Annotated in this window: 17 protein-coding genes; 9 read left to right on the top strand and 8 right to left on the bottom strand. The window is 63.0% G+C overall.

Annotated elements, in window-relative coordinates:
* Nucleotides 1–424: 424 nt before the first annotated feature.
* Nucleotides 425–700 (top strand): hypothetical protein, encoded by a 276-nt coding sequence (locus U5782_RS35800; protein WP_322048579.1) that lies wholly within the window; start codon nt 425–427, stop codon nt 698–700.
* Between the two features lie 28 nt (nt 701–728).
* Here U5782_RS35800 and U5782_RS35795 read toward each other — a convergent pair whose 3' ends face one another.
* The 5 genes from U5782_RS35795 to U5782_RS35775 form a co-directional block, all read right to left on the bottom strand.
* Entirely contained in the window at nt 729–2,015 is a 1,287-nt protein-coding gene (locus U5782_RS35795) for a winged helix-turn-helix domain-containing protein (RefSeq protein ID WP_415914465.1), read from the bottom strand.
* A complete protein-coding gene (locus tag U5782_RS35790; protein WP_322048578.1) occupies nt 2,008–3,777 on the bottom strand; it encodes an FAD-dependent oxidoreductase in 1,770 nt (589 codons plus the stop codon). Before U5782_RS35790 ends, U5782_RS35795 begins: the two co-directional genes overlap by 8 nt.
* 57 nt (nt 3,778–3,834) lie before the next feature.
* Nucleotides 3,835–4,824 carry a DedA family protein/thiosulfate sulfurtransferase GlpE gene (locus tag U5782_RS35785; RefSeq protein ID WP_322048577.1) on the bottom strand — a complete coding sequence of 330 codons (990 nt, stop codon included), beginning with the start codon at nt 4,822–4,824 and terminating at the stop codon, nt 3,835–3,837.
* A 368-nt stretch (nt 4,825–5,192) separates the two neighbouring features.
* Nucleotides 5,193–5,438, bottom strand: coding sequence for a hypothetical protein (locus U5782_RS35780; protein ID WP_322048576.1), 246 nt, complete (start codon nt 5,436–5,438; stop codon nt 5,193–5,195).
* Between the two features lie 523 nt (nt 5,439–5,961).
* Nucleotides 5,962–7,614 (bottom strand): methyl-accepting chemotaxis protein, encoded by a 1,653-nt coding sequence (locus tag U5782_RS35775; RefSeq protein WP_322048575.1) that lies wholly within the window; start codon nt 7,612–7,614, stop codon nt 5,962–5,964.
* Nucleotides 7,615–8,224: 610 nt separating this feature from the next.
* Between U5782_RS35775 and U5782_RS35770 the strand changes: the two genes are divergently transcribed.
* The 5 genes from U5782_RS35770 (at nt 8,225) to U5782_RS35750 (ending at nt 14,370) form a co-directional block, all read left to right on the top strand.
* Nucleotides 8,225–9,439 (top strand): hypothetical protein, encoded by a 1,215-nt coding sequence (locus U5782_RS35770; protein ID WP_322048574.1) that lies wholly within the window; start codon nt 8,225–8,227, stop codon nt 9,437–9,439.
* A gap of 1 nt (nt 9,440) precedes the next feature.
* Complete coding sequence (locus U5782_RS35765) at nt 9,441–10,088, top strand: hypothetical protein (RefSeq protein WP_322048573.1); 648 nt, start codon at nt 9,441–9,443, stop codon at nt 10,086–10,088.
* A 564-nt stretch (nt 10,089–10,652) separates the two neighbouring features.
* A complete protein-coding gene (locus U5782_RS35760; protein WP_322048572.1) occupies nt 10,653–12,869 on the top strand; it encodes a TonB-dependent siderophore receptor in 2,217 nt (738 codons plus the stop codon).
* Between the two features lie 137 nt (nt 12,870–13,006).
* Nucleotides 13,007–13,690: a Fe2+-dependent dioxygenase gene (locus U5782_RS35755; protein WP_322048571.1), complete on the top strand. Its 684-nt coding sequence runs from the start codon at nt 13,007–13,009 to the stop codon at nt 13,688–13,690.
* On the top strand, nt 13,687–14,370 hold the full coding sequence (locus tag U5782_RS35750; protein ID WP_322048570.1) for a PepSY-associated TM helix domain-containing protein: 684 nt from the start codon (nt 13,687–13,689) through the stop codon (nt 14,368–14,370). Before U5782_RS35755 ends, U5782_RS35750 begins: the two co-directional genes overlap by 4 nt.
* A gap of 22 nt (nt 14,371–14,392) precedes the next feature.
* Here U5782_RS35750 and U5782_RS35745 read toward each other — a convergent pair whose 3' ends face one another.
* On the bottom strand, nt 14,393–15,322 hold the full coding sequence (locus tag U5782_RS35745; protein ID WP_322048569.1) for a LysR family transcriptional regulator: 930 nt from the start codon (nt 15,320–15,322) through the stop codon (nt 14,393–14,395).
* 120 nt (nt 15,323–15,442) lie between these two features.
* On the opposite strand from U5782_RS35745, the gene U5782_RS35740 reads away from it, so the two are divergent.
* Nucleotides 15,443–16,366: a DMT family transporter gene (locus tag U5782_RS35740; RefSeq protein WP_322048568.1), complete on the top strand. Its 924-nt coding sequence runs from the start codon at nt 15,443–15,445 to the stop codon at nt 16,364–16,366.
* Nucleotides 16,367–16,379: 13 nt separating this feature from the next.
* Here U5782_RS35740 and cobF read toward each other — a convergent pair whose 3' ends face one another.
* The gene (gene cobF / locus U5782_RS35735; RefSeq protein ID WP_322048567.1) at nt 16,380–17,150 is read right to left on the bottom strand and encodes a precorrin-6A synthase (deacetylating); all 771 of its coding nucleotides are present in this window, start codon (nt 17,148–17,150) and stop codon (nt 16,380–16,382) included.
* A 175-nt stretch (nt 17,151–17,325) separates the two neighbouring features.
* On the opposite strand from cobF, the gene U5782_RS35730 reads away from it, so the two are divergent.
* Nucleotides 17,326–17,913, top strand: coding sequence for a LysE family translocator (locus tag U5782_RS35730; RefSeq protein WP_322048566.1), 588 nt, complete (start codon nt 17,326–17,328; stop codon nt 17,911–17,913).
* Nucleotides 17,914–17,941: 28 nt separating this feature from the next.
* Here U5782_RS35730 and U5782_RS35725 read toward each other — a convergent pair whose 3' ends face one another.
* Complete coding sequence (locus tag U5782_RS35725; protein ID WP_322048565.1) at nt 17,942–18,769, bottom strand: AraC family transcriptional regulator; 828 nt, start codon at nt 18,767–18,769, stop codon at nt 17,942–17,944.
* Between the two features lie 147 nt (nt 18,770–18,916).
* On the opposite strand from U5782_RS35725, the gene U5782_RS35720 reads away from it, so the two are divergent.
* Nucleotides 18,917–19,432, top strand: a complete 516-nt coding sequence (locus tag U5782_RS35720) for a GNAT family N-acetyltransferase (RefSeq protein WP_322048564.1) — start codon at nt 18,917–18,919, stop codon at nt 19,430–19,432.
* Nucleotides 19,433–19,532: the final 100 nt, after the last annotated feature.

Below are 19,532 nucleotides of genomic sequence, written 5' to 3'. Positions count from 1 at the left end.
AAACACGGGGTAAATCGAATTCGAGGCGTGCTTTTGCGCGAGTGCGAAGAATCGCAAATGGCAGCGCGACACGGGTGGGAATCGGCTTGCAGCGCCCTGAGGTGAGCGTTTGCGGGAGTGCGGGAAATGCCGCCGTAAGCGTAGACGGCTGCCCTCGCGTCACACCGATGTCATGTGCGGAAATCTACGAAAGCAGCCTGTTTGCAGGACTTTTATTCGCTATCGGCATGAACGGAATCAAGCGGTCGTGGCGCGCCTGTCGGCATTTCACGCGCAAAGGTGAGAAGATTCGGGAGTGGCCTGCGGCGAGTCGATGCGACGCGCCGGGGCCGCCCGGGGGCCATTGGACGGCTGCCTGCGTTGGGTATATAACAGCAGTGCGGGATTCTTTCTACGAAGCATCAGCAAGGGGAAACAGTTCATCATGTCGAGCGACGATACGCAAAAGGATGACGCTCAAGCACCGGGCGGCGACACGCCTCAGCACGATCTGGACAATCTGAACGCCGCGTTCTCGCATGTCGATGAAGGCGTGAAGAGCGGCAATATCGCGGCGGGCGCGGCCAAGGGGCTCGTGTTCAGCCTGATCGAAACGCTGGGCGCGCTGGTGGGCGACCCGGATCTGCCGGAACATGCCCGCTCGGGCTATGAAGGTCTGCTCGAAGCGGCGCGCGAGTTGCGCGTGAAGCTGGAGCGTTGATCGCGCGCAGGCGCCTGGGCGATGCGGCTCATGCATCGCCTGCCGCTTCGGCGAGCAGGGCGGCGGCCAGTCTGTCCGGTGCGTCGCCAATCCGCAGTTCTGGCGTGCTGTGCCAATCGGCGCAACGTTGCAGCGCGCGCAGCAGATCGCTCACCAGCCGGCCGCTTACGCGTACACCCGGCTCCAGATGGAGCGATTTCACCTCAAACACCTGTTGGGCTCGATGCGCTTTGGCATCGGCGCGTCCGATCAATTTCCCGCGATTCAATATCGGCAGTACGAAGTAACCGTACTTGCGCTTGTGCGCGGGTACGTAGCATTCGATCGCGTAGTCGAAGCCGAATAGCGCCATCGCCCGTTTGCGGTCCCAGATGACTGGGTCGAAGGGTGAGAGCAGGGTGGTGACCGTCGAGGCCAGCGCGCCGCTTGCGGCGGAGTCGATGAGCGGCGCGTGGTCGCGATGCACGAAAGCATCGGGCTTCCAGCCTTCCACGCGCACGGGGATGAGATCGCCGGCGTCGGCGAGCGCATGCAGGGCTTCGGTGTAGGGCCGGCGCGGCAGGCGATAGTAATCGGCCGCCCAGTCGGCGCGGATCACGCCCAGCGCCTGGCAAGTGCGCAGCAGCAGGGCGCGCTCGGCATCGGCGCGCGAGGGCAGATCGCGCGCATCGTTCCAGTCGGGCAACACGCGTTCGGCCACGTCGTAGACGCGCTGGAAATTGCGCCGCTCGGCCACCATCAGCGCGCCGGTCGCGAACAGCACTTCGAGGTGGCGCTTCTCCGGTTTCCAGTCCCACCAGCCGCTGCCCTTGTCGCCTTCGGCGCGTGCGAAGTCGGCCGAGCGCACCGGGCCACTCGCGCGGATGCGTTCGAGCAGCGCGTCGATCTCGCGGCGATGCTTCGCATGCCAGTCGGCCGCGTATTTCCAGCCCATACCGGACGGGTCCAGCATGCGATGGCGTAGCAGACCGTAATCCTCGATCGGCACGAAGCAGGCCTCGTGCGACCAGTATTCGAACAGTCGCCCTTGTGCGAGATGCGCGTCGAGCCAGCGCGTGTCGTACGCACCCACACGGCTGAACAGCACGAAATAAGGACTGCGAGCGACCACATGGATCGTGTCGATCTGCAATTGCGCCATGCGGCGGATCGCGGCCAGCACGTCGTCCTGGGTGGCTTTGCGGCGCGGCGGAGTCAGCAGGCCTTGTGCGGCCAGATGCAGGCTGCGCGCCGCCGCGAGCGGCAGCGTCACGCGCGCTGCGTCGCTCGCGGGGGAAGACCCGGCGTTCTCATCGAACGCCGCGGCGTCACGCATGCAGGCCCGCCATCGCCGCCACCGGCGTCACGGCCTGTGGCGAGGGCGTCGCGCCCAGCAACTGATGGATTTGCGCGACCACGGCGGCGCCTTCGCCCACGGCCGCCGCCACGCGCTTGGTCGAACCCGCGCGTGCATCGCCGATCGCATAGACGCCTTCGACCGAGGTCGCGAGGCTGCACGATGCGTCGCCCACGCCGGTCAGCACGAAGCCGTTCGGGTCGAGCGCCACGCCGCATTCGCGCAGCCAGCCCGTGTTGGGGTCCGCGCCCGTGAAGAGGAACAGATGGCGCGCGTCGAAGCGCTCGATGCCTTCCGGACACGGCGCCTTTACGCGGATCGCCGCGAGTCCCGATTCGTCCTCGTCCAGACCGCCGATCTCGCTGAGCGGATGCACGTTCACGTTCGGCAGCGAGGCGATGCGGTCGATCAGATAGCGCGACATCGTCGATTCGAAACCGGCCTTGCGGATCAGCACGTCAATCTGGCGCGCCTGGGTCGAAAGATAGACGATCGCTTGCCCCGCCGAATTGCCGCCGCCGACCAGCACGACGTTCTCGTGCTTGCAGAGCTTCGCCTCGACCGGCGAGGCCCAGTAGTAGACGCCGCGCCCGGTATAACGGTCGAGCCCGGCGATGCTCGGGCGGCGGTAGATCGCGCCGCTCGCGATCACGACGGTATGCGCGCGCACGTCGCCGCTACAGGTTTCGAGGCGGCGCGGATGCTCGTTGCAATGAAGCTTTTTCACGGTGACAGGGATCGCCACATGCGCGCCGAACTTCTGCGCCTGCACGAACGCGCGCCCTGCGAGCGCCTGGCCCGAGATCCCGGTTGGGAAGCCCAGATAGTTTTCGATGCGTGAACTCGCGCCCGCCTGGCCGCCCGGCGCGCGCGAATCGAGCACGATGACCGACAGGCCTTCGGAGGCCGCATAAACGGCCGTGGCTAGACCCGCTGGACCCGCGCCCACCACGGCGACGTCATAGACGCGCTGGCCGTCGAGTTCGGGCAGGAGACCGAGGCAGGTGGCCAGCTCGGGCGCGGAAGGGTGGCGCAGCACGCTGCCATCCGGGCAGATCACGAGCGGCAAGTCTTCGCAGCGCGCCGCGAAGCGCTCGATCACGCACAGCATGCTGCTTTCGTCGCGCTCGTCGAGCACCGAATACGGATGGCCGTTGCGCGTGAGGAAGCCTTGCAGCGAGAGCAAGGCGGGATCGTTGTGTTTGCCGACGAGGATCGGGCCGCCCGCACCTTTTTCGATCAGCGAGACGCGTCGCAAGATCAGCGCACGCACGATGCGCTCGCCCAGTTCCGCTTCGGCGACGATGGCCGCGCGCAGCCGTTCGGGCGGAATCAGCACGGCGTCGACGGGTTCGAGCGCCACGCCATCGACAAGCGCAGGTCCCCCCGAGAGCTGGCCGACTTCGGCGAGGAAATGGCCGCGCCCATGCTCGACGATCAGACGCTCGCGGCCCAGACCGTCGCGCTGGAACACCTTCACGGAGCCCGCGAGCAGCACGAACATGCCCGGTCCGGTATCGCCGGTATGAAATAGCAGTTCGCCCGGCTCCCAATGACGGCGCTCGCCGAAGCGCGAAAGCCGCGCGATTTCGTCGTCGGTGAGTTGGGGGAACATCTGGTGACGCCGCGTGGAAAGCGTCGAAAACGGCGCGTCGGCGGGTTGCGGCTGGGTGTCGGAAAAGCTGGAAGCAGTGGACTGCGAGGCCTCGTAGCGAGGCGGCTCAGTGGCGATGGAGCCCATCAGGCGTTTCTCCTCATGCGCGCGGCAACCGGAGTTGGGCCCTGCGGCCGCGCGGAATCAGACAGCTTTCGGCGTGATGTTGACCGGCACTTCGGGATGCGCCGTCAGTTGCAGCGATTCGAGCGAGCGGCCGGAATCGCGCCAGGCATCCAGGCCGCCGAGCAGCGGCACCACGTCGACGAAACCGGCCTCGACGAGTTTCTTCGCCATCCAGGCCGCGGAAATTTCATTGGGGCAGGAGCAGTAGATCACGAGTTTTTGCTCGAACGAGTACTTTGAGAGGATCTCGTCGAGCTTGCGCTCGTCGGCGAACAACGCGCCCGGAATGATGTACGGATCGAGCTTGCGCTTCTCTTCGGAGCGGATGTCGAACACCACCGGCGGCGGCTTGTTGGCCATCGCGCGGTAGAGATCGTCCACGGTGATACGCGCGTTGGCGAGCTTCTTGATGAGTTGGCGGCGGCGCTGCCAGCGGTAGGCCGCGTAGAGCAGCAAGAGCGCGGCGACCACGACGGCGGCAAAACGGCCAAGGCGGCTTGCGCCCGCGAGCATCATGTCGATCTGCGGTGCGAACATCACGCCGATCAACAAGCCGGTGCCCGACCAGAGCGCCGCGCCGATGCCGTCGAAACCCACGAACTGGCGGTACGGCGTGCCCATCGCGCCGGCCAGCGGTACCGAGACGAGCGACAGCCCCGGCACGAACTTGGCGATCGCGAGCACACGCACGCCCCAGCGGCCGAAGAAGCGCTCGGTCTTTTTCACGCAGGTGTCGCGCGAGAGCGAAAGCTTGCACAGCGTCTTGAGCGTGTTGCCGCCATAGAGCCGGCCGGCGAGGAACCACACGCTGTCGCCGATCAGCATGGCGACGACGGACAACCCGAGCACCGGCGCGACCTGCTGGCCGATCGAACCGGGATGCATGGCGGCCATCGCACCGAACAGCACGAGCGCCGGCATGGCGGGCACGGGTAGACCGAGCGCGCCGGCGAGTACGTTCAGGAACACGAGCGCAGGGCCGTACTGCGCGATAAGGTCATGTAGCATCGGCTTACTTCCCTTGCCGGGGGCGCCGCGCAAGCAGCGCAAATTGGAAGAGTAACGTAACGATTATGGACGCATTTCGAAGGCGTGCAAGCGAGGCCGCGAGCGCCCTGGAACGCGAGTTGGGGAGCATACGCGCAATGCGGATTCGATGCGCTTAAGCACGGGCGCGCAAACAAGGCCTGAGGAGCATGCACGCAATGCGCGGCACGCGTGTGAAACGGCGTGCCGCAAGGCGTAGAACCTCGGAAACCACGGAAAAGGGACCTGCTGAAGCACGAGCGTGCGAATGCGCGAAGACGCCGTTGTGACGACTTCGCGCAAGCGGCCCCGAGTGGCCGCGAGTCGTGGCAACCCGCCGCGCCTGACGGCTAGCGGCTGTGCGATTCCCCTGGAAGCTCGGCGCCCTGCGCGCGGATGGCCGCGATCAGTTCCGCAGGCGTAATTTCATAACGCACTTCGCGGTGGATGCCCGGCTTGCGCTCGTCGACTTCGACCAGCAACAGGCTCTTGCCGTCGGCCGAAGATTCGAGGCGCAGCGAACGCGTTTCGCGGCCGGTCGCTTCGTCATGCTCGGTGAGCAGGGTCATGTTTCCGGAAGACCCGGTCGTGCGCATTGATGTTGTCCTCGTGTGTGGTCGAGCCAATTGTACGGGGTCGGCCGCGCGGCGTCTCAGTGCTGTGAGCGCGGGCGCACATACCGCGCCGCCGTCTGACCCGGCTGGTCAGTTTAACGCGAGTCGCCGTTTTAACGAGCATTTTTGCGCGCCCTGCAACGGTGCACGGAACTTGTTTCGTGAACTGGAGCATTGTCATGGGCGTGACGCAAAGCGCAGCTGTTGCGCTCGTGCTGCTGCCAGGCCCGGCCAGGACGTTGCCGGTATCCCGTAAGGGCTCACCTTTCACCTGGTGGCCACACCAAGAAAAAACGGCTCACCCGGTAGAGGCCGGGTGAGCCGTCGAAACGCCGTTGTTACTCGGATCAGACACCCACGATGTGGCTGTCTGACGGGTTCGATAGTGCGGTCTGGCGCGTGCGCTGTCGAGATGGGGCAAATGCCGATCTGTCTGCTGAATTGCCGCACGCGATCCGATCGCGGCGGCATGGCGGCGGACAGGCGTTCTGCCCGCCGTGCCCGCTTATACCTCCGCGGCTTCTCCGTGGGTGTGCGTCACACGCGAAACCGGACGTTGCGCGACCCGCCGCGCCGGGGCCGTCTGCCCGCCCGCTTGCGCGCCCGCCACGGTGAAGAGCCGCACGGCCTCGTCGAGCACGTCGGCCTGGTCGGCCAGACGTTGCGCCGTGGCGGCCGCCTGTTCGACGAGCGCCGCGTTCTGCTGCGTGGCGCTGTCCAGATGCGCGACGGCCTGATTGACCTGGCGGATGCCCTCGGCCTGCTCGCCGCTGGCGTTGGCGACTTCGACGATGATCGACGAAACACGGCTGACCGCTTCGTCGATGGCGCGCATCTGCGCCGACGTGTGGCCGACCAGCTCGGTGCCCTGGGCGATCTCGTGCACGCTCGCATCGACGACCTGCTTGATCTCCTTGGCCGATGCCGCGCAACGTTGCGCGAGCATGCGCACCTCGCCCGCGACCACGGCGAACGAGCGTCCGGCCTCGCCCGCGCGCGCCGCCTCGACGGCCGCATTGAGCGCGAGGATGTTGGTCTGGAAGGCGATGCCGTCGATCACGCCGGTGATGTCCGCGATGCGCTTCGAGGCATCGGTGATGCCCACCATCGTGCGCTCCATGCGGCCCGCGAGCGAGCCGCCCTGGGCGGCGGCGTCCTGCGCCTCGCGCGCCAGATCGAGCGCGCGCGTACTGGCTTCGGCGTTGGCCTGCACGGTGGTGGTGAGCTGATCCATCGTCGCGGCCGTCTCTTCGAGCGAGGCGGCCTGCAACTCGGTGCGGCGCGAGAGATCGAGATTGCCCGTCGAAATCTCGTGCGCCGCGTCGAGCATGCCGTCGATCTGCGCGCGCACGTCATAGACGATCGCCGTGAGGTTCGCCTGAAGCTGGTTGAGCGCCTGTAGCACATCGCCGAGATCGTCCTTCGAGGCGATCGCAAGCGTTGCCGTGAGATCGCCCGCGGCCATGCGCGTCGACGCGACCGACATCTGCTCGAGCGGCCCGCCGAGATGGCGCGTGGACAAACGCCACGCCGCGACGCTGCACACGGCGGCGGCGCCGAACGCACACCAGAACGGCGTGGGCGGCAGACCCTGCCAGGCGCCGAAGCCCGCGGCGGCGAGCGCGGCGGGCACGAGCGCGTAGCCGATGCCGATGCGCGTGGCGATCGGCAAACGCATGAGCGACTTCGCTGCGCCGATGATGCCGGTGCGCGTCAGGTCGCCATGACGCAGACGCACGCCACGCAGGCGGCCCTCGCGCATCTGCGCATAGAGCTGCTCGGCCTCGCGCACTTCTTCGCGCTGCGGCTTCACGCGCACGCTCAGATAGCCGACCACGGTGCCCTGCTCGGACACCGGCGTGACGTTCGCACGCACCCAGTAGTGATCGCCGGACTTGCGGCGATTCTTCACGAGCGCGGTCCAGGGGCGGCCGGAGCCGATCGTCTCCCACATGTCGGCGAAGGCTTCGGCCGGCATGTCGGGATGGCGGATGATGTTGTGCGCCTTGCCGATCAACTCTTCCTTGGTGAAACCGGAAACGGCGACGAACGCGGGATTGCAGTACTGAATACGGCCCTTCAGATCGGTGGCCGAGACGAGCATCTGCGAAGCAGGGTAGTCGAACTCCTGCTGGGTGACGGGTTGGTTGTTGCGCATGGGATTCCTTGCAGATCGGCCGGTTACGGCCCGACAACATGTCGGGATTAACGGCAAATTCCCCTTGATCTTTAGGGGTTTTTGTCAGGTGCCGATGATTAAGTCATCGCGCATCGTTTTGCCGGGCGGGGAGCGAGACCCTTGCGTGATCAAGGAGTTCGTGGGGATAGACGCGGACGAGCAGTTCATCCGGGTGCTCGATTGCCCGTAAGCATTCGCTGTCCAGCCGCCGCCAGGAGTGCCTGCTCTCCTCGTGGCTTGCGATGCCGAGGGCTGTCCGCGAGCAGGTGCTGCATGGCAGAACAAGTCAATGGCTGGAAATGTTTGCAATAAGGTTCGCGTGAGCTTGCCGCGTATTTCCGCTGGTGGCGCGGACACGCATCCATATCGTGTGCGATTGACTATCGCAACGATATTTAATCAGGATTGTTAATGAATGAAGTTGGGCGGCGTTCAGTCATTTTCGGACGATTCTTGTATTGCGTGATGCGTGCATTCGGGGAGCATGGGTGCGGGACTGCGTGTCCCGACATCACAACCCGTTTTCACGGAGGTATGACTGATGAAAGACGCAACGTCATCGCGATGGGACTCAAGGGAGCGGTCAGCAATGCAAGATGAAGAAAACAATACTGACGATGAACTCCATAAAATTGGCCCGTACTTGCTGAGAAAAGTAAAACCTGGTCTTACCACGGCAGGCATCGAGCCAACTTACGCGCTCTGTTCGCCCGACCGCTGGGGCATGCGCTATTCGGATCTGGATCCTGAGCGTAGAGCGCATCTCATGTATCCGATCGCGCGGGATTATGCGAAGGCAATGCAGAAGGTCATGCTTGAGCAGATACAGTGGGGTGACACGTATTTCGGACCTGCGGGTTCGACACCTGCGCTGAAACTTCAATGGCCGTTTGATGATTCCCAGGTGAGGCAGTTTTTCGCCTTGGTCCAGCCGGCAATGGTGGCGGCCATGACTGGTCTTGCTGGTGGATTTGGTATTCCTGCTGACGCCGTGCCACCGATTTTGTCGTATACGCCTCAGTTAGATGGCGAGAAGGGCGCTTTCAACATAACGTCCTGGACCATGCAAATTAACATGGCATCCCTGAAGGCCATGTCTCCGACCGGCGAGAGCGCCAGGATATTTCGTGGAAAGTCGCGCTCAGCGCAGGTTCTTCCGCTCCAGGAGATGGCAGACACGCTTTACCACGAATCACGACATTGCCAGCAATTCTTCTGGATGTACGCACTGGTGCATCAGTATCCGGACAATTTCGAGGCGATGCCGAATATTTCGAAATGGCCCGAAGCAAGCAGCAACCTACAAAGATTCGCTCACCTGGCTAGGGTTCTCAGCCTGACGACCAGTCAGGCGCTTCCTGACGATACGGCTACGCTCATTAGCCTCAAGCGTATGGCAGTCGGCGCCTATTTCTGGGACTTGCATGAATGGCGTAGTGGGACATACCGCCCCATCTATCTTGCGGAACCTGGCGAATTCGAAGCGGAATATCAGCGTGCACGAAGTGTAGCGATCGATCTCTTGCAGCATGTGGGTCTGGGAGGAACGCCAATTGATGTCGATGAAATGGTGCAGGACGCCGGGAAATGTTATTGGGGCTATACGAGCCGTCCTTGGGAGAATGACGCATTCTGCTGTGGCGAGATGGCCGCTGCTTATTGGTGGGCCGGTATGGATCCGCACAATGCTCTCAATACGTATCCAGCGGATCAGTGCAGCAATGCATATGAGCTTGCTGATCGTATGCGCAAGTACGCTAGCGCTGCAAAGCAATCTTCTGGTAGTTCACGCGGAGGTCAGTGAAATGAGCACTCTGACGAAAAAGAAGATGACCCCGGCGCAGCAGACAAAGCTGCTCAACTATGTCGATATTGGGTTGAAGTGGATCAAGGGCGATATCGCTTTTGACGAGGTAGTCAAAGTATTCGGAGATCCAGAGTTTCATTCGGATCAGCTTGGGAAGATTGAGTACTCATGGTTCCCGGAAAAAATAATGACCGTCAGTTTCATTTTCGATCGAGGAAATCTGGTAGACGGAAAGCCCGGTATCGATACGTTCAATATTCGCATGAGTGATGACGTGCACACCAGCATCCCTTATGAGCATTTCGACAGCTTAGGCATGAAACGTATTGTGCGCGGCGAGCGAATGGACAGTGTGAGAACAGAAAAGAGCGATTTCTTTAGGCCGGACGGTGTCATCGAATTTTCAGGCGGTCTCCCGAAAAATTACGTCAGTTTCGGCTGGCGTCTGCCAATGCCAGAGGATTCACCTTACGATATCAGGGCGGGCTTCGGTTACCTCGGCGAGTGGATCGATCAGAAAAAGGAAATGGACTTCAGTAACCTCCGCAATGCAGTGGATTTGCGCGATGTCACAATCTCTCGCTTCTATCTCTTGCCAAACGAACTCCAGCAGCGCGACGCGGCCCGCCGTCAGAAATCCGGATGAATGAACCTTTGCGCGGGATCGCTCTGCCTTGGCCCGGGCCAGCGGGGACCCAGGGGACCCGCGCAACGAATGTGATGGGAGTCGAAAAGCGAAACAAATACGACGTGGTGTGCCCCATGCCGATACGGCCTTTCTAATTGATAAGGATTGCGATTTTTTAAGTGCCATCCATCGCCCGATGCGGAAATGGCTTAATTCAGCGGCGCGGCGAGCTACCCAAGCGTGGGCGCACCATTTATTCAGACAAATAATCGCCAATAATTACAAAATACAATCATATAAATTACATTTACATTAATAAGATCAAAAATCCGAAAACCCCACGACATGTAGCTGAAATGCATCACTGCAATTGAAATAAAAGGTAACTTCTGGAATGATATCGATTCTCATTCGCCGTACGATCCCAGGACGATCGTACGGTTTTTAAATCAACAATAGCCAGCCTAGCGTCGATCCCTGAGCGTCATTGGGGCGGCCCAGCCAGCCAAAGCCATCCAGGCCGAACGCGCCTCCTTCGCGCGCTCCACCGGCCGGATTTTTCTTTCGTCGGACAGGGACCCCATGTTGAACAGGACGCCGCTCGCGAGTGCCCTCGCGCTAGCTTTTGCCTTGCCGTTTGCTTCTTCCGCGCTCGCCCAGAGCGCGCCCGCCGTTGCCGCATCGGCTTCCGCCGCCGCCTCGCCGGCAACTTCGGCTAATGCAACGCAAAAGGCCAAGGCAGACGACAACGGCACGTTGCCCGCCGTCGCCGTTTCCGCGCAGGCTACGCAGCAAGACTTCCAGGCCGAAAAATCGACTGTTGGCGCGAAGACGCCCACGGCGCTGCGCGATATTCCGCAGACGGTTACGGTCATCAACAAGGCCCTGATCCAGTCGCAAGGCGCGACCTCGTTCCAGGACGCGCTGCGCAACGCGCCCGGCATCACCATCGGCGGCGCAGAAGGCGGCCAGATCGGCAACAACATCAATCTGCGCGGCTTCACGGCCCAGAACGACATCTATCTCGACGGCTTCCGCGATCGCAACCAGTACTATCGCGATACCTTCGATCTCGAGTCGATCGAAGTGCTCTATGGCCCGTCGTCGATGCTGTTCGGCCGTGGTTCGACGGGCGGCGTGATCAATCAGGTGTCCAAGCAGGCGACGCTCAACCCGCTCACCGAAGTCTCGTCCACCATCGGCACCAACGACCGCTATCGCGCGACGCTCGACGTCGATCGCCCGATTGGCGACCACGCTGCGTTCCGCCTGAACGCGTTCGGCCAGTCGCTCGGCTCCACGCGCGACGAGATGATGAACAAGGACTACGGCTTCGCGCCCGAGCTGCGCTTTGGCATCGGCACGCCCACTGAAGTCACGATTTCCGCGCTGATCCAGCACAACTACGATCAGCCCGACTACGGCGTGCAGTCGATCAACGGTCATCCGTTCTCGCCTTCGAAGGGCACCTATTACGGCCTGACCGACGATCGCACGATCCAGGACGTGCAGAACGTTTCCGCGCGCGTCGATCACAAATTCAACGATCAGTTCAAGATCAGCAACCAGACGCAGTTCTCGCACTCGCTCACCGATGCGCGCGAGACGGCGGCGGGCGCGGTCCTCACGGGCCCGCTCTCGACCAGCACGGCGCTCAAGAACGGCAACTACACCTCGCTGCCGCTCAACGATCTCTACGTGAAGCTCGCGAGCCACGATCGCGTGATCGAGAATCACTCGATCTACAACGATACGATGGCGCAGTACAAGTTCAACACGGGCTTCGTGAAGCACGAGATGATCGCGGGCGTGGAAGTGGGCCACGACAGCTACACGAATCAGGCCTACACGCGTAACAACCTGCCGATCGTCTCGCTGCTCGACCCGGTCTATATTCCGACGCCCTCGAACGTCACGCAGACGGTGGGCAATCACGCGGAATCGGGCGCGACCACGCTGGCGGCGTACTTCAACGAAACGATGTCGCTTGGCGAGCACTGGAAGCTGATTGGCGGCGTGCGCTGGGATCGCTTCCAGGCGCATATCACGAACTCGATCAGTGCTCCGAACTATGCGTCGCAGACCAACACGTTCACGAGCGTGCGTGCCGGTGCGATCTATCAGCCGACCGACTGGCAGTCGTATTACTTCTCGTACGGCACCTCGTTCGATCCGTCGCTCGAAGCGTTGACCGTTACGAACACCACGCAGGGTCTCGCACCCGAGCACACCAAGTCATATGAGGTGGGCGGCAAGTGGGATCTGCTGGGCGGCAATCTCTCGGTGACCTCGGCGTTCTTCCAGCAGGAAATGGACAACGCCCGCACGCAGACGTCGAGCGGCGAATACACGCTCGACGGCGATATTCGTGTACGTGGCTTCCAGGCCGGCGCGACGGGCCACATCACCAGCAAGTGGCAGGTGTTTGCGGGCTATACCTATATGGATGGTTACGTCCTCAAGGCGGCCGACGGCACCACGGGCCATACGCCGGCCAACACGCCGCGCAATACCTTCACGTTCTGGACCACCTACGAGGTCGCGCCGCATTGGGAAGTGGGCGGCGGTCCGACCTACATGTCGTCGCGTTATGCGGCGAACACGAACTACGTGGAAGTCGGCGGCTACACGCGCTGGGACGCGATGGCCGAGTATCACCAGAAGAAGTGGGACGTGCGCCTCAATTTGCTGAACCTGACCAACAAGTTCTACTATGACGCGCTCATCCCGTCGGACGGCGGACGTTCGGTGCCGGGTATCGGCCGCACGTTCCTTGCGACGTTCGATTACCGCTTCTAAGCGGTCCGGTTCGTAACCGGTTGCAACGGTGCGTCCATGCCGTTGTCACGCAAAGCCCGCATGATTGCGGGCTTTTGCGCGTCCGTACCCCCTGTAATGCCGCGTAATTCAAAGCGCGAAAAGAGAAGGAAACGACGATGCTGATCCATATCCCGAACGTCTTGACGCCCGAACAGGTGCGGGCCGTGCGCGCGCGCCTCGACAACGCGGGCGACGCCTGGGTGGACGGTCGCGCCACGGCCGGCTGGCAGGGCGCGCCTGTGAAGCGCAATCAGCAGATTGCCGAACACACGCCGCTCGCGCGTGAACTCGGCGACGTGGTGCTGGCCGCCATCGAGCGCAATCCGCTCTTCATTAGCGCGGCGCTGCCCAATCAGGTGTATCCGCCGCTCTTCAACCGCTACGAAGGCGGCATGACGTTCGGCTCGCACGTCGATGGTGCGGTGCGCGTGCTGCCCAACGGCCTGAAGCTGCGCACCGATGTCTCGGCGACGCTGTTTCTTTCCGCGCCCGACGAATACGACGGCGGCGAACTGGTTGTCGAGGACACCTACGGCGTGCAGGAAGTGAAGCTCCCGGCGGGCGACATGATTGTCTATCCGGCGACGAGCCTGCATCAGGTGAAGCCGGTCACGCGCGGCGCGCGTCTGGGCAGCTTCTTCTGGGTGCAGAGCCTCGTGCGCGACGACACCAAACGCGCGTTGCTCTTCGACATGGACACCGCCATTCAACGACTGAACGCGAGCGACGCGGACGCGCCGGCGCGCCGCAGCCTCGTGGGCTGTTATCACAATCTTTTGCGTATGTGGAGTGAGACGTGAGTTCTACCGAAAGCGCTGTATTGATCGACGACCAGCAACGTAGCGAGCGCGCGAAGCGCTCGCGCCGCGCCACCTTCATCAAGTGGCTGCGCAAGGTGCATGGCTGGGTGGGTTTATGGGGCGCTGCGCTCGGTCTGCTGTTCGGCGTGACGGGTTTTGTGCTCAACCATCGCGGGGAGCCGCTGCGCATTTCGCCGGGTGCGCCGCAAGTCTCGTCGATGCAACTCGACGTGCCCGATCCCGCGCCTGAAACGCCGCGCGATATGGTGAAGTGGCTCAAGTCGCAGCCCGATCTGAAGCTGCCGCCGCGCATGGGCCGCGTGCAGAAGGAGCCCGAGCACAAGGTGGCCTGGGGCGATCGCACGACGGTGCAGCCCGAGCATTGGCAGATGATGTTCACCGCGCCGCACGAGACCGTGAGCGCGGAATACTGGGTCGGCGACGACTACGTCACGCTCAAGCGCTCCGATAACTCACTGCTCGCGACCATCACGAATCTGCACAAGGGCGTGGGGATGAGCATCGGCTGGGTGCTGTTTATCGACACCTTCGCGGGCGCGTTGATTCTGCTTTCGCTCACGGGCGTGCTGCTGTGGACCGAGCTGAACAAGCGCAAGACGGTGGGCGCCGTGTTGGTGATCGGCTCGATCGTCGTGGCAGTTTGCGTCGGGCTGGCTTGAGTTTTTGCCTTGGCGGCGCGGTTCAGGCTGACTGATCCACACCGCCTAAATGCTGCGCCAGATAGTCGATGAACGCGCGCACCTTCGGCGGCAAAAAACGGTTAGGCGGATAGAGCAGCCACACCGGTCCCACATAGGCGCGCGCCTCGAAGTTCCACTCGGGCAACACCTGCACGAGCTTGCCTTCGCGCAGCGCCTCGGCCGCCGTGAACTCGGGCAGGCACGCGATGCCCCAATCCTCCAGCGCCGCTTCGAAGCGTGCGCCCGCATGGTTCGCGATATAGCGGCCTTTTACCTCGACGGTCTGCGTTTGCGTGCCCTGGCGCAGGCGCCAGCGATGATCGTCGGCGGTTTCTCCCAGCCATAAGCAATCGTGTTGCGCGAGTTCGCGCGGCTCGCGCGGCGTGCCGCGCGCGGCCAGATACGCGGGCGACGCGCACAGCAACCAGCGCACCGCGCCAAGCTGACGCGCGGCGAGTCCCGGCGGCGGCGTGTGCGTCGGGCGGATCACGAGATCGAGGTCGTCGCGCAGCGGATCGACGTCGTGGTCGGTGAAGACAAGCTGCACGTCTACTTCCGCGTAGCTGCGCAGAAAACCCGGAATCAGCGGATGAATCACGGTTTTCGCATAAGCCGTGGGTGCGGCCACGCTCACGCGGCCCTGCGGTCTGGCCGCAAGCTGACCCGCGGCGTCGACGGCGCCTGCCGCCGCGCCGACCATGTCGCGGCAATGCCGATACACCTGCGCGCCCGACTCGGTCACGCGAATCTGGCGTGTCGAGCGTTCGAGCAGCCGCGCGCCCAGCGCCTCTTCCAGACGCTTGATCTGCCGGCTGACCGTCGATGGCGTGCTGCTCAACTGGCGCGCGGCCACTGAGAAATTACCGGCTTCGACCACGCGCGCGAAGGTCGCGAGGTCGGGCAGCAGGGCGAAGAGCGTGGTGGGATTCATGGGCGGCAGTTCGGCATGATCTGTGCATTGGCGACATAAAAGCTATGCGCGACAGACCGATTATCGCCATGAGCGCAAAGAAGGACAATGGCCGCTCCCGCCATCCACGAGGTTCGCGCCATGTCTTTCCGCCCCAACCGCCTGATGCATCTCGCCGACTGGCTGCTGCTGGTCGTCGCTTTCGTCTGGGGTACGAGCTATGGCGTGGTCAAGCACGCGCTGGCGTTCTATCCAGTGCTGGGTTTGCTGGCGCTGCGCTTTGCGCTGGCGTTTGTCCTGCTTTCGCCTGCGCTTCGATCCTTGCGCGGGGTATCGCGCAAGACGCTGGGCGGCGCGTTGCTGATGGGTGCTCTGCTGCTCGCGATCTTTTTATGCGAGGCCTTCGGGCTGGCGTTCACGCGTGCGTCGAATGCCGCGTTCCTCGTGAGCCTGTGCGTGGTTTTTACGCCGATGGTCGAATGGGCGCTGTTGCGGCGCAAGCCGGTGCGCGTGGAATGGGTCGCCGTGGCGATCTCGCTGGCGGGCGCGTGGTTGCTGACAGGCGGACTCCACGCGCTGAACGGCGGCGACGCCTTGATCCTGCTGGCCGCGCTGCTGCGCGGCTTCTCGGTATGCGTGACCAAGCGCGTGATGCATGACGGCGCGCTCGATCCGCTGGCTGTGACCGCCGTGCAAGCCGGTTGCGTCGCAAGCGGCAGCGCCGTGCTCGCCCTGATTTTCGCGCCCGCCCAATGGCAACCACTGCCGTCGCTGGCCGCGCATTTTTCGTTCTGGGGCTGCGTGCTCTGGCTGGTCCTGGGCGCCACGCTCTTCGCCTTCTTCGTCCAGAACTACGCCGTGCGGCGCAGCAGTCCGACGCGCGTGGCCTTGCTGATGGGCAGCGAACCGGCGTTCGGCGCGCTATTCGCCTGCGTGTGGCTGGGCGAGCGGCTCGACGCGGCCGCCTGGATCGGCGGCGCGCTGATCGTTGCGGCCTCGCTGCTCGCCACGGTGCAATTCAAACGCGCCGACGCCGCGACGCTGGCCGAAGCCGCGAACGCCTGAATTCACGTCCGCTTCAGTCCTGCACGCCGCGTTTGCGCAGCAGATACGTGTCCATGATCCAGCCGTTCGCCTCGCGCGCCTCGGCGCGCACGCGCACGATCTCGTCCTTCACGTCGTCCAGGCGCCCGGCCACGAGGATTTCGTCGGGCGTTCCCACGTACGCGCCCCAGTAGATGTCGAGGTCTTCGCCCTCGATCTGCGCGTAGGCATTCTGCGCGTCGAGCATCACCACGGCGCTGTCCGCGTCGTCGGGAAAGCCGTTCTCCACGAGCCGCCGCCCGGTCGTGATGCTCACGGGCTTGCCGATGAAATTGAGCGGCACGCGATGCTTCGCCGCGAGCGCCTGCACGCTGCTGATGCCCGGAATCACCTCGAAATCAAACGCGAGGCGTCCTTCGGCAAGAATCGCGTCGAGAATGCGGATCGTGCTGTCGTAGAGCGAGGGATCGCCCCAGACCAGAAACGCGCCGCATTGCCCATCGGCGAGTTCATGCTCGATCAGCCCTTCGAATACGCGCTGCTTGTCGCGATTGAGTTCGTCCACCGCAGCCTTGTACTCGACGCCGTCACGACGCCGTTCAGGGCTTGTTGCTTCCACGATCCGATAATCAGGATTCCGGATGAAGCGCGCGCAGATCTCCTTGCGCAGCGCCACGAGTTTGTCCTTCGCGGCGCCCTTGTCCATGACGAAGAACACGTTGGCGGCATTCAGGGCCTCGATGGCCTGCACGGTCAGGTAGTTCGGATCGCCTGCGCCGATACCGATGATCAGAATCTTTTTCACGTTGAAGTTCAGGTGAGTGTGTCGTCGGAGAGTGGCTCGATGGCGTCGAGCACAGAAGTGCGGAAGTCGCGCACGAATGATAGCGTGCCTCACAGTAATTTTCTTCAATACACGCGCTTTCGCCTTGCGTACGCTCGACGGTGAATCATCGCCGTTAGGCGTATCGAGGAGAACCGTGAGCATCGCACTTTCCATGGCCGCCTTCGCGCTGGCCACATCCATCACCCCAGGTCCCGTCAATATCGTCGCGCTCGGCGCGGGCGCGCGCTATGGCTTGCGCGCGAGTCTGCGCCACGTCACGGGCGCGACCGTGGGCTTCGCGCTGCTGTTGCTGCTGATCGGGCTGGGCCTGCATGAACTACTCGCGCGATGGCCGTCGCTCACGCGCGCGATCGAATGGGCGGGCGTGGCGTTTCTGCTTTACGTCGCGTGGAAACTCGCCACCGACGATGGCCGTATCGATTCGACGGGCAGCGCGCGCGGCCCCACGTTGCTCACAGGCGCGGCGATGCAATGGCTCAATCCGAAGGCGTGGCTGGCTTCGGTGGCGGGCATGGGCGCGTACGCGGCTTCGGGCGACAAGGCGCTCGTATGGCAGTTCGCGGCGATTTATTTCGTGGTCTGCTACGCGTCGATTGCGTGCTGGGCGTGGGCGGGCGCGTCGCTGCGCCAGGCGCTGCGCGAACCGGCGCGCGTGCGTTTCGTGAACCGGACGATGGCCGTGCTGCTGGCGGCGAGTGCGCTATGGCTGCTGCTCGATTAGTGCCCGCAAATCGCGTATCAATCGCGGCTTATCCGCGATATTGCCCCGGCGTGGCGGCCACGAACTGGCGAAACGCGCGCTGCAAATGGGCTTGATCGGCGAAACCGGCTTCGGCGGCGACATCGGCGATGGCGTGACCGCGACGCAATTGCGCACGGCTGAATTCGATGCGCCGGTTCACGACATACGCGTGCGGCGTGAGGCCATATTGCTCGCGAAACGCGCGGATCAGATGCGAGGGAGAAAGGTCCGCCGCCGCGCAGATCTCTTCGAGCTTGAGTGCACGCGTGTAATTGTTGTCGATGAATTCAGCCGCGCGCGCGAGGCGCCGGTCGGTCGCGCCTGACGCCTCTTGATCCGGTGCGGGGTTGAGCGTCTGCTGAAGCAACGTGAAGTATTGCGTGGCAGCGCTTTCCTTGCGCAACGTGTCTTCATGCGGATCGACCAGCAGGTCGTAAAGCGTATTGAGTCCTGCGAATAACTTAACGTCCCACGTGAGCGTCTGCTCGAAGTGGCGAAAGCCCTCTTGCGCACCGAAACCCAATGCATGCTGCAAGCGTGCGAGCCAATCCACGTCGATATAGAACATGCGATAGGTCCACGCTTCATCGGCGGCGGGATTGCAGGCATGCGCGACATCCGGATTGATGACGACGACCGCGCCGGTATGAATGTGCTCGAGCGAATCGCCATTCAGATAGGTGCTACGCCCGCCCAGAATCGCACCGATCGAAAACGTGCTGTGCGCATGACGGCCATAACGGACCTTACGGCCATCGGTAATGGCGCGGACTTCGATGAAGGGCAGGGCGTCGTCGCGCCAGAAGCTGGGGGTGGCGGCGGTCGGTTGGGGCATGGCGAACCTCGAAGGCAATGCCGCGCGCATGACGCAGGCAAGAGTCCTCATTTTAACGTAGGGCATCCGTGTGATTACGAGCAAGCGCACCCGGCAATCATGTTAACTTCGTGACTCGATCCACTTCTGTCCCTAACAGCACTGCCCATGAACGCCCCTACGCTCACGATCCGCACGCTTACCGAACACGACGTCGATGCCTTCCACGCCATGCGCCTGCACGCGGCCGCTGATACGCCATTCGCCATCGTCCCCACTCCCGAGGAAGAAGCGCGCTGGACCCGCGACGAGAACATCGCGCGCGTGCGCGAGACGGATCAGCAAGCGGTATTCGGCGCATTCGACGGCGAGACGCTGATCGGCATCACGGGCTGGCGGCGCGAGCAGCGGGTCAAGTTCGCGCACAAGTCGCTCGTCTGGGGCGTGTTCGTCGACCCGGCTTACCGGTGCACCGGCATCGGACGGCGCTTGATGGAAAGCGCGATCGAGCGCGCGAAAGCGAGCGGAGCAGAGTTGGTGCAATTGACCGTGGGCGCACAAAATCCGCGCGCGCAAACGTTGTACTTGTCGCTGGGCTTCGTGGTTTATGGCCGCGAGCCGCGCGGTATGCGTATTGATGGAGAGTACTTTGACGAAGAACTCATGGTGCTGATCTTCGACTGAGCGCAAGCCGGCGTAAGACGAATGGTCTGTGCGTTAGCGCGCTAATTAAGTACATTCATCATATCGTCATACAGCTGCGTCGATAATCCAACCCGAATAA

It is taken from the genome of Paraburkholderia sp. J67, from assembly GCF_905220265.1.
Taxonomy (GTDB): Bacteria; Pseudomonadota; Gammaproteobacteria; order Burkholderiales; family Burkholderiaceae; genus Paraburkholderia.
This window is presented reverse-complemented; position numbering and strand designations above follow the sequence as displayed.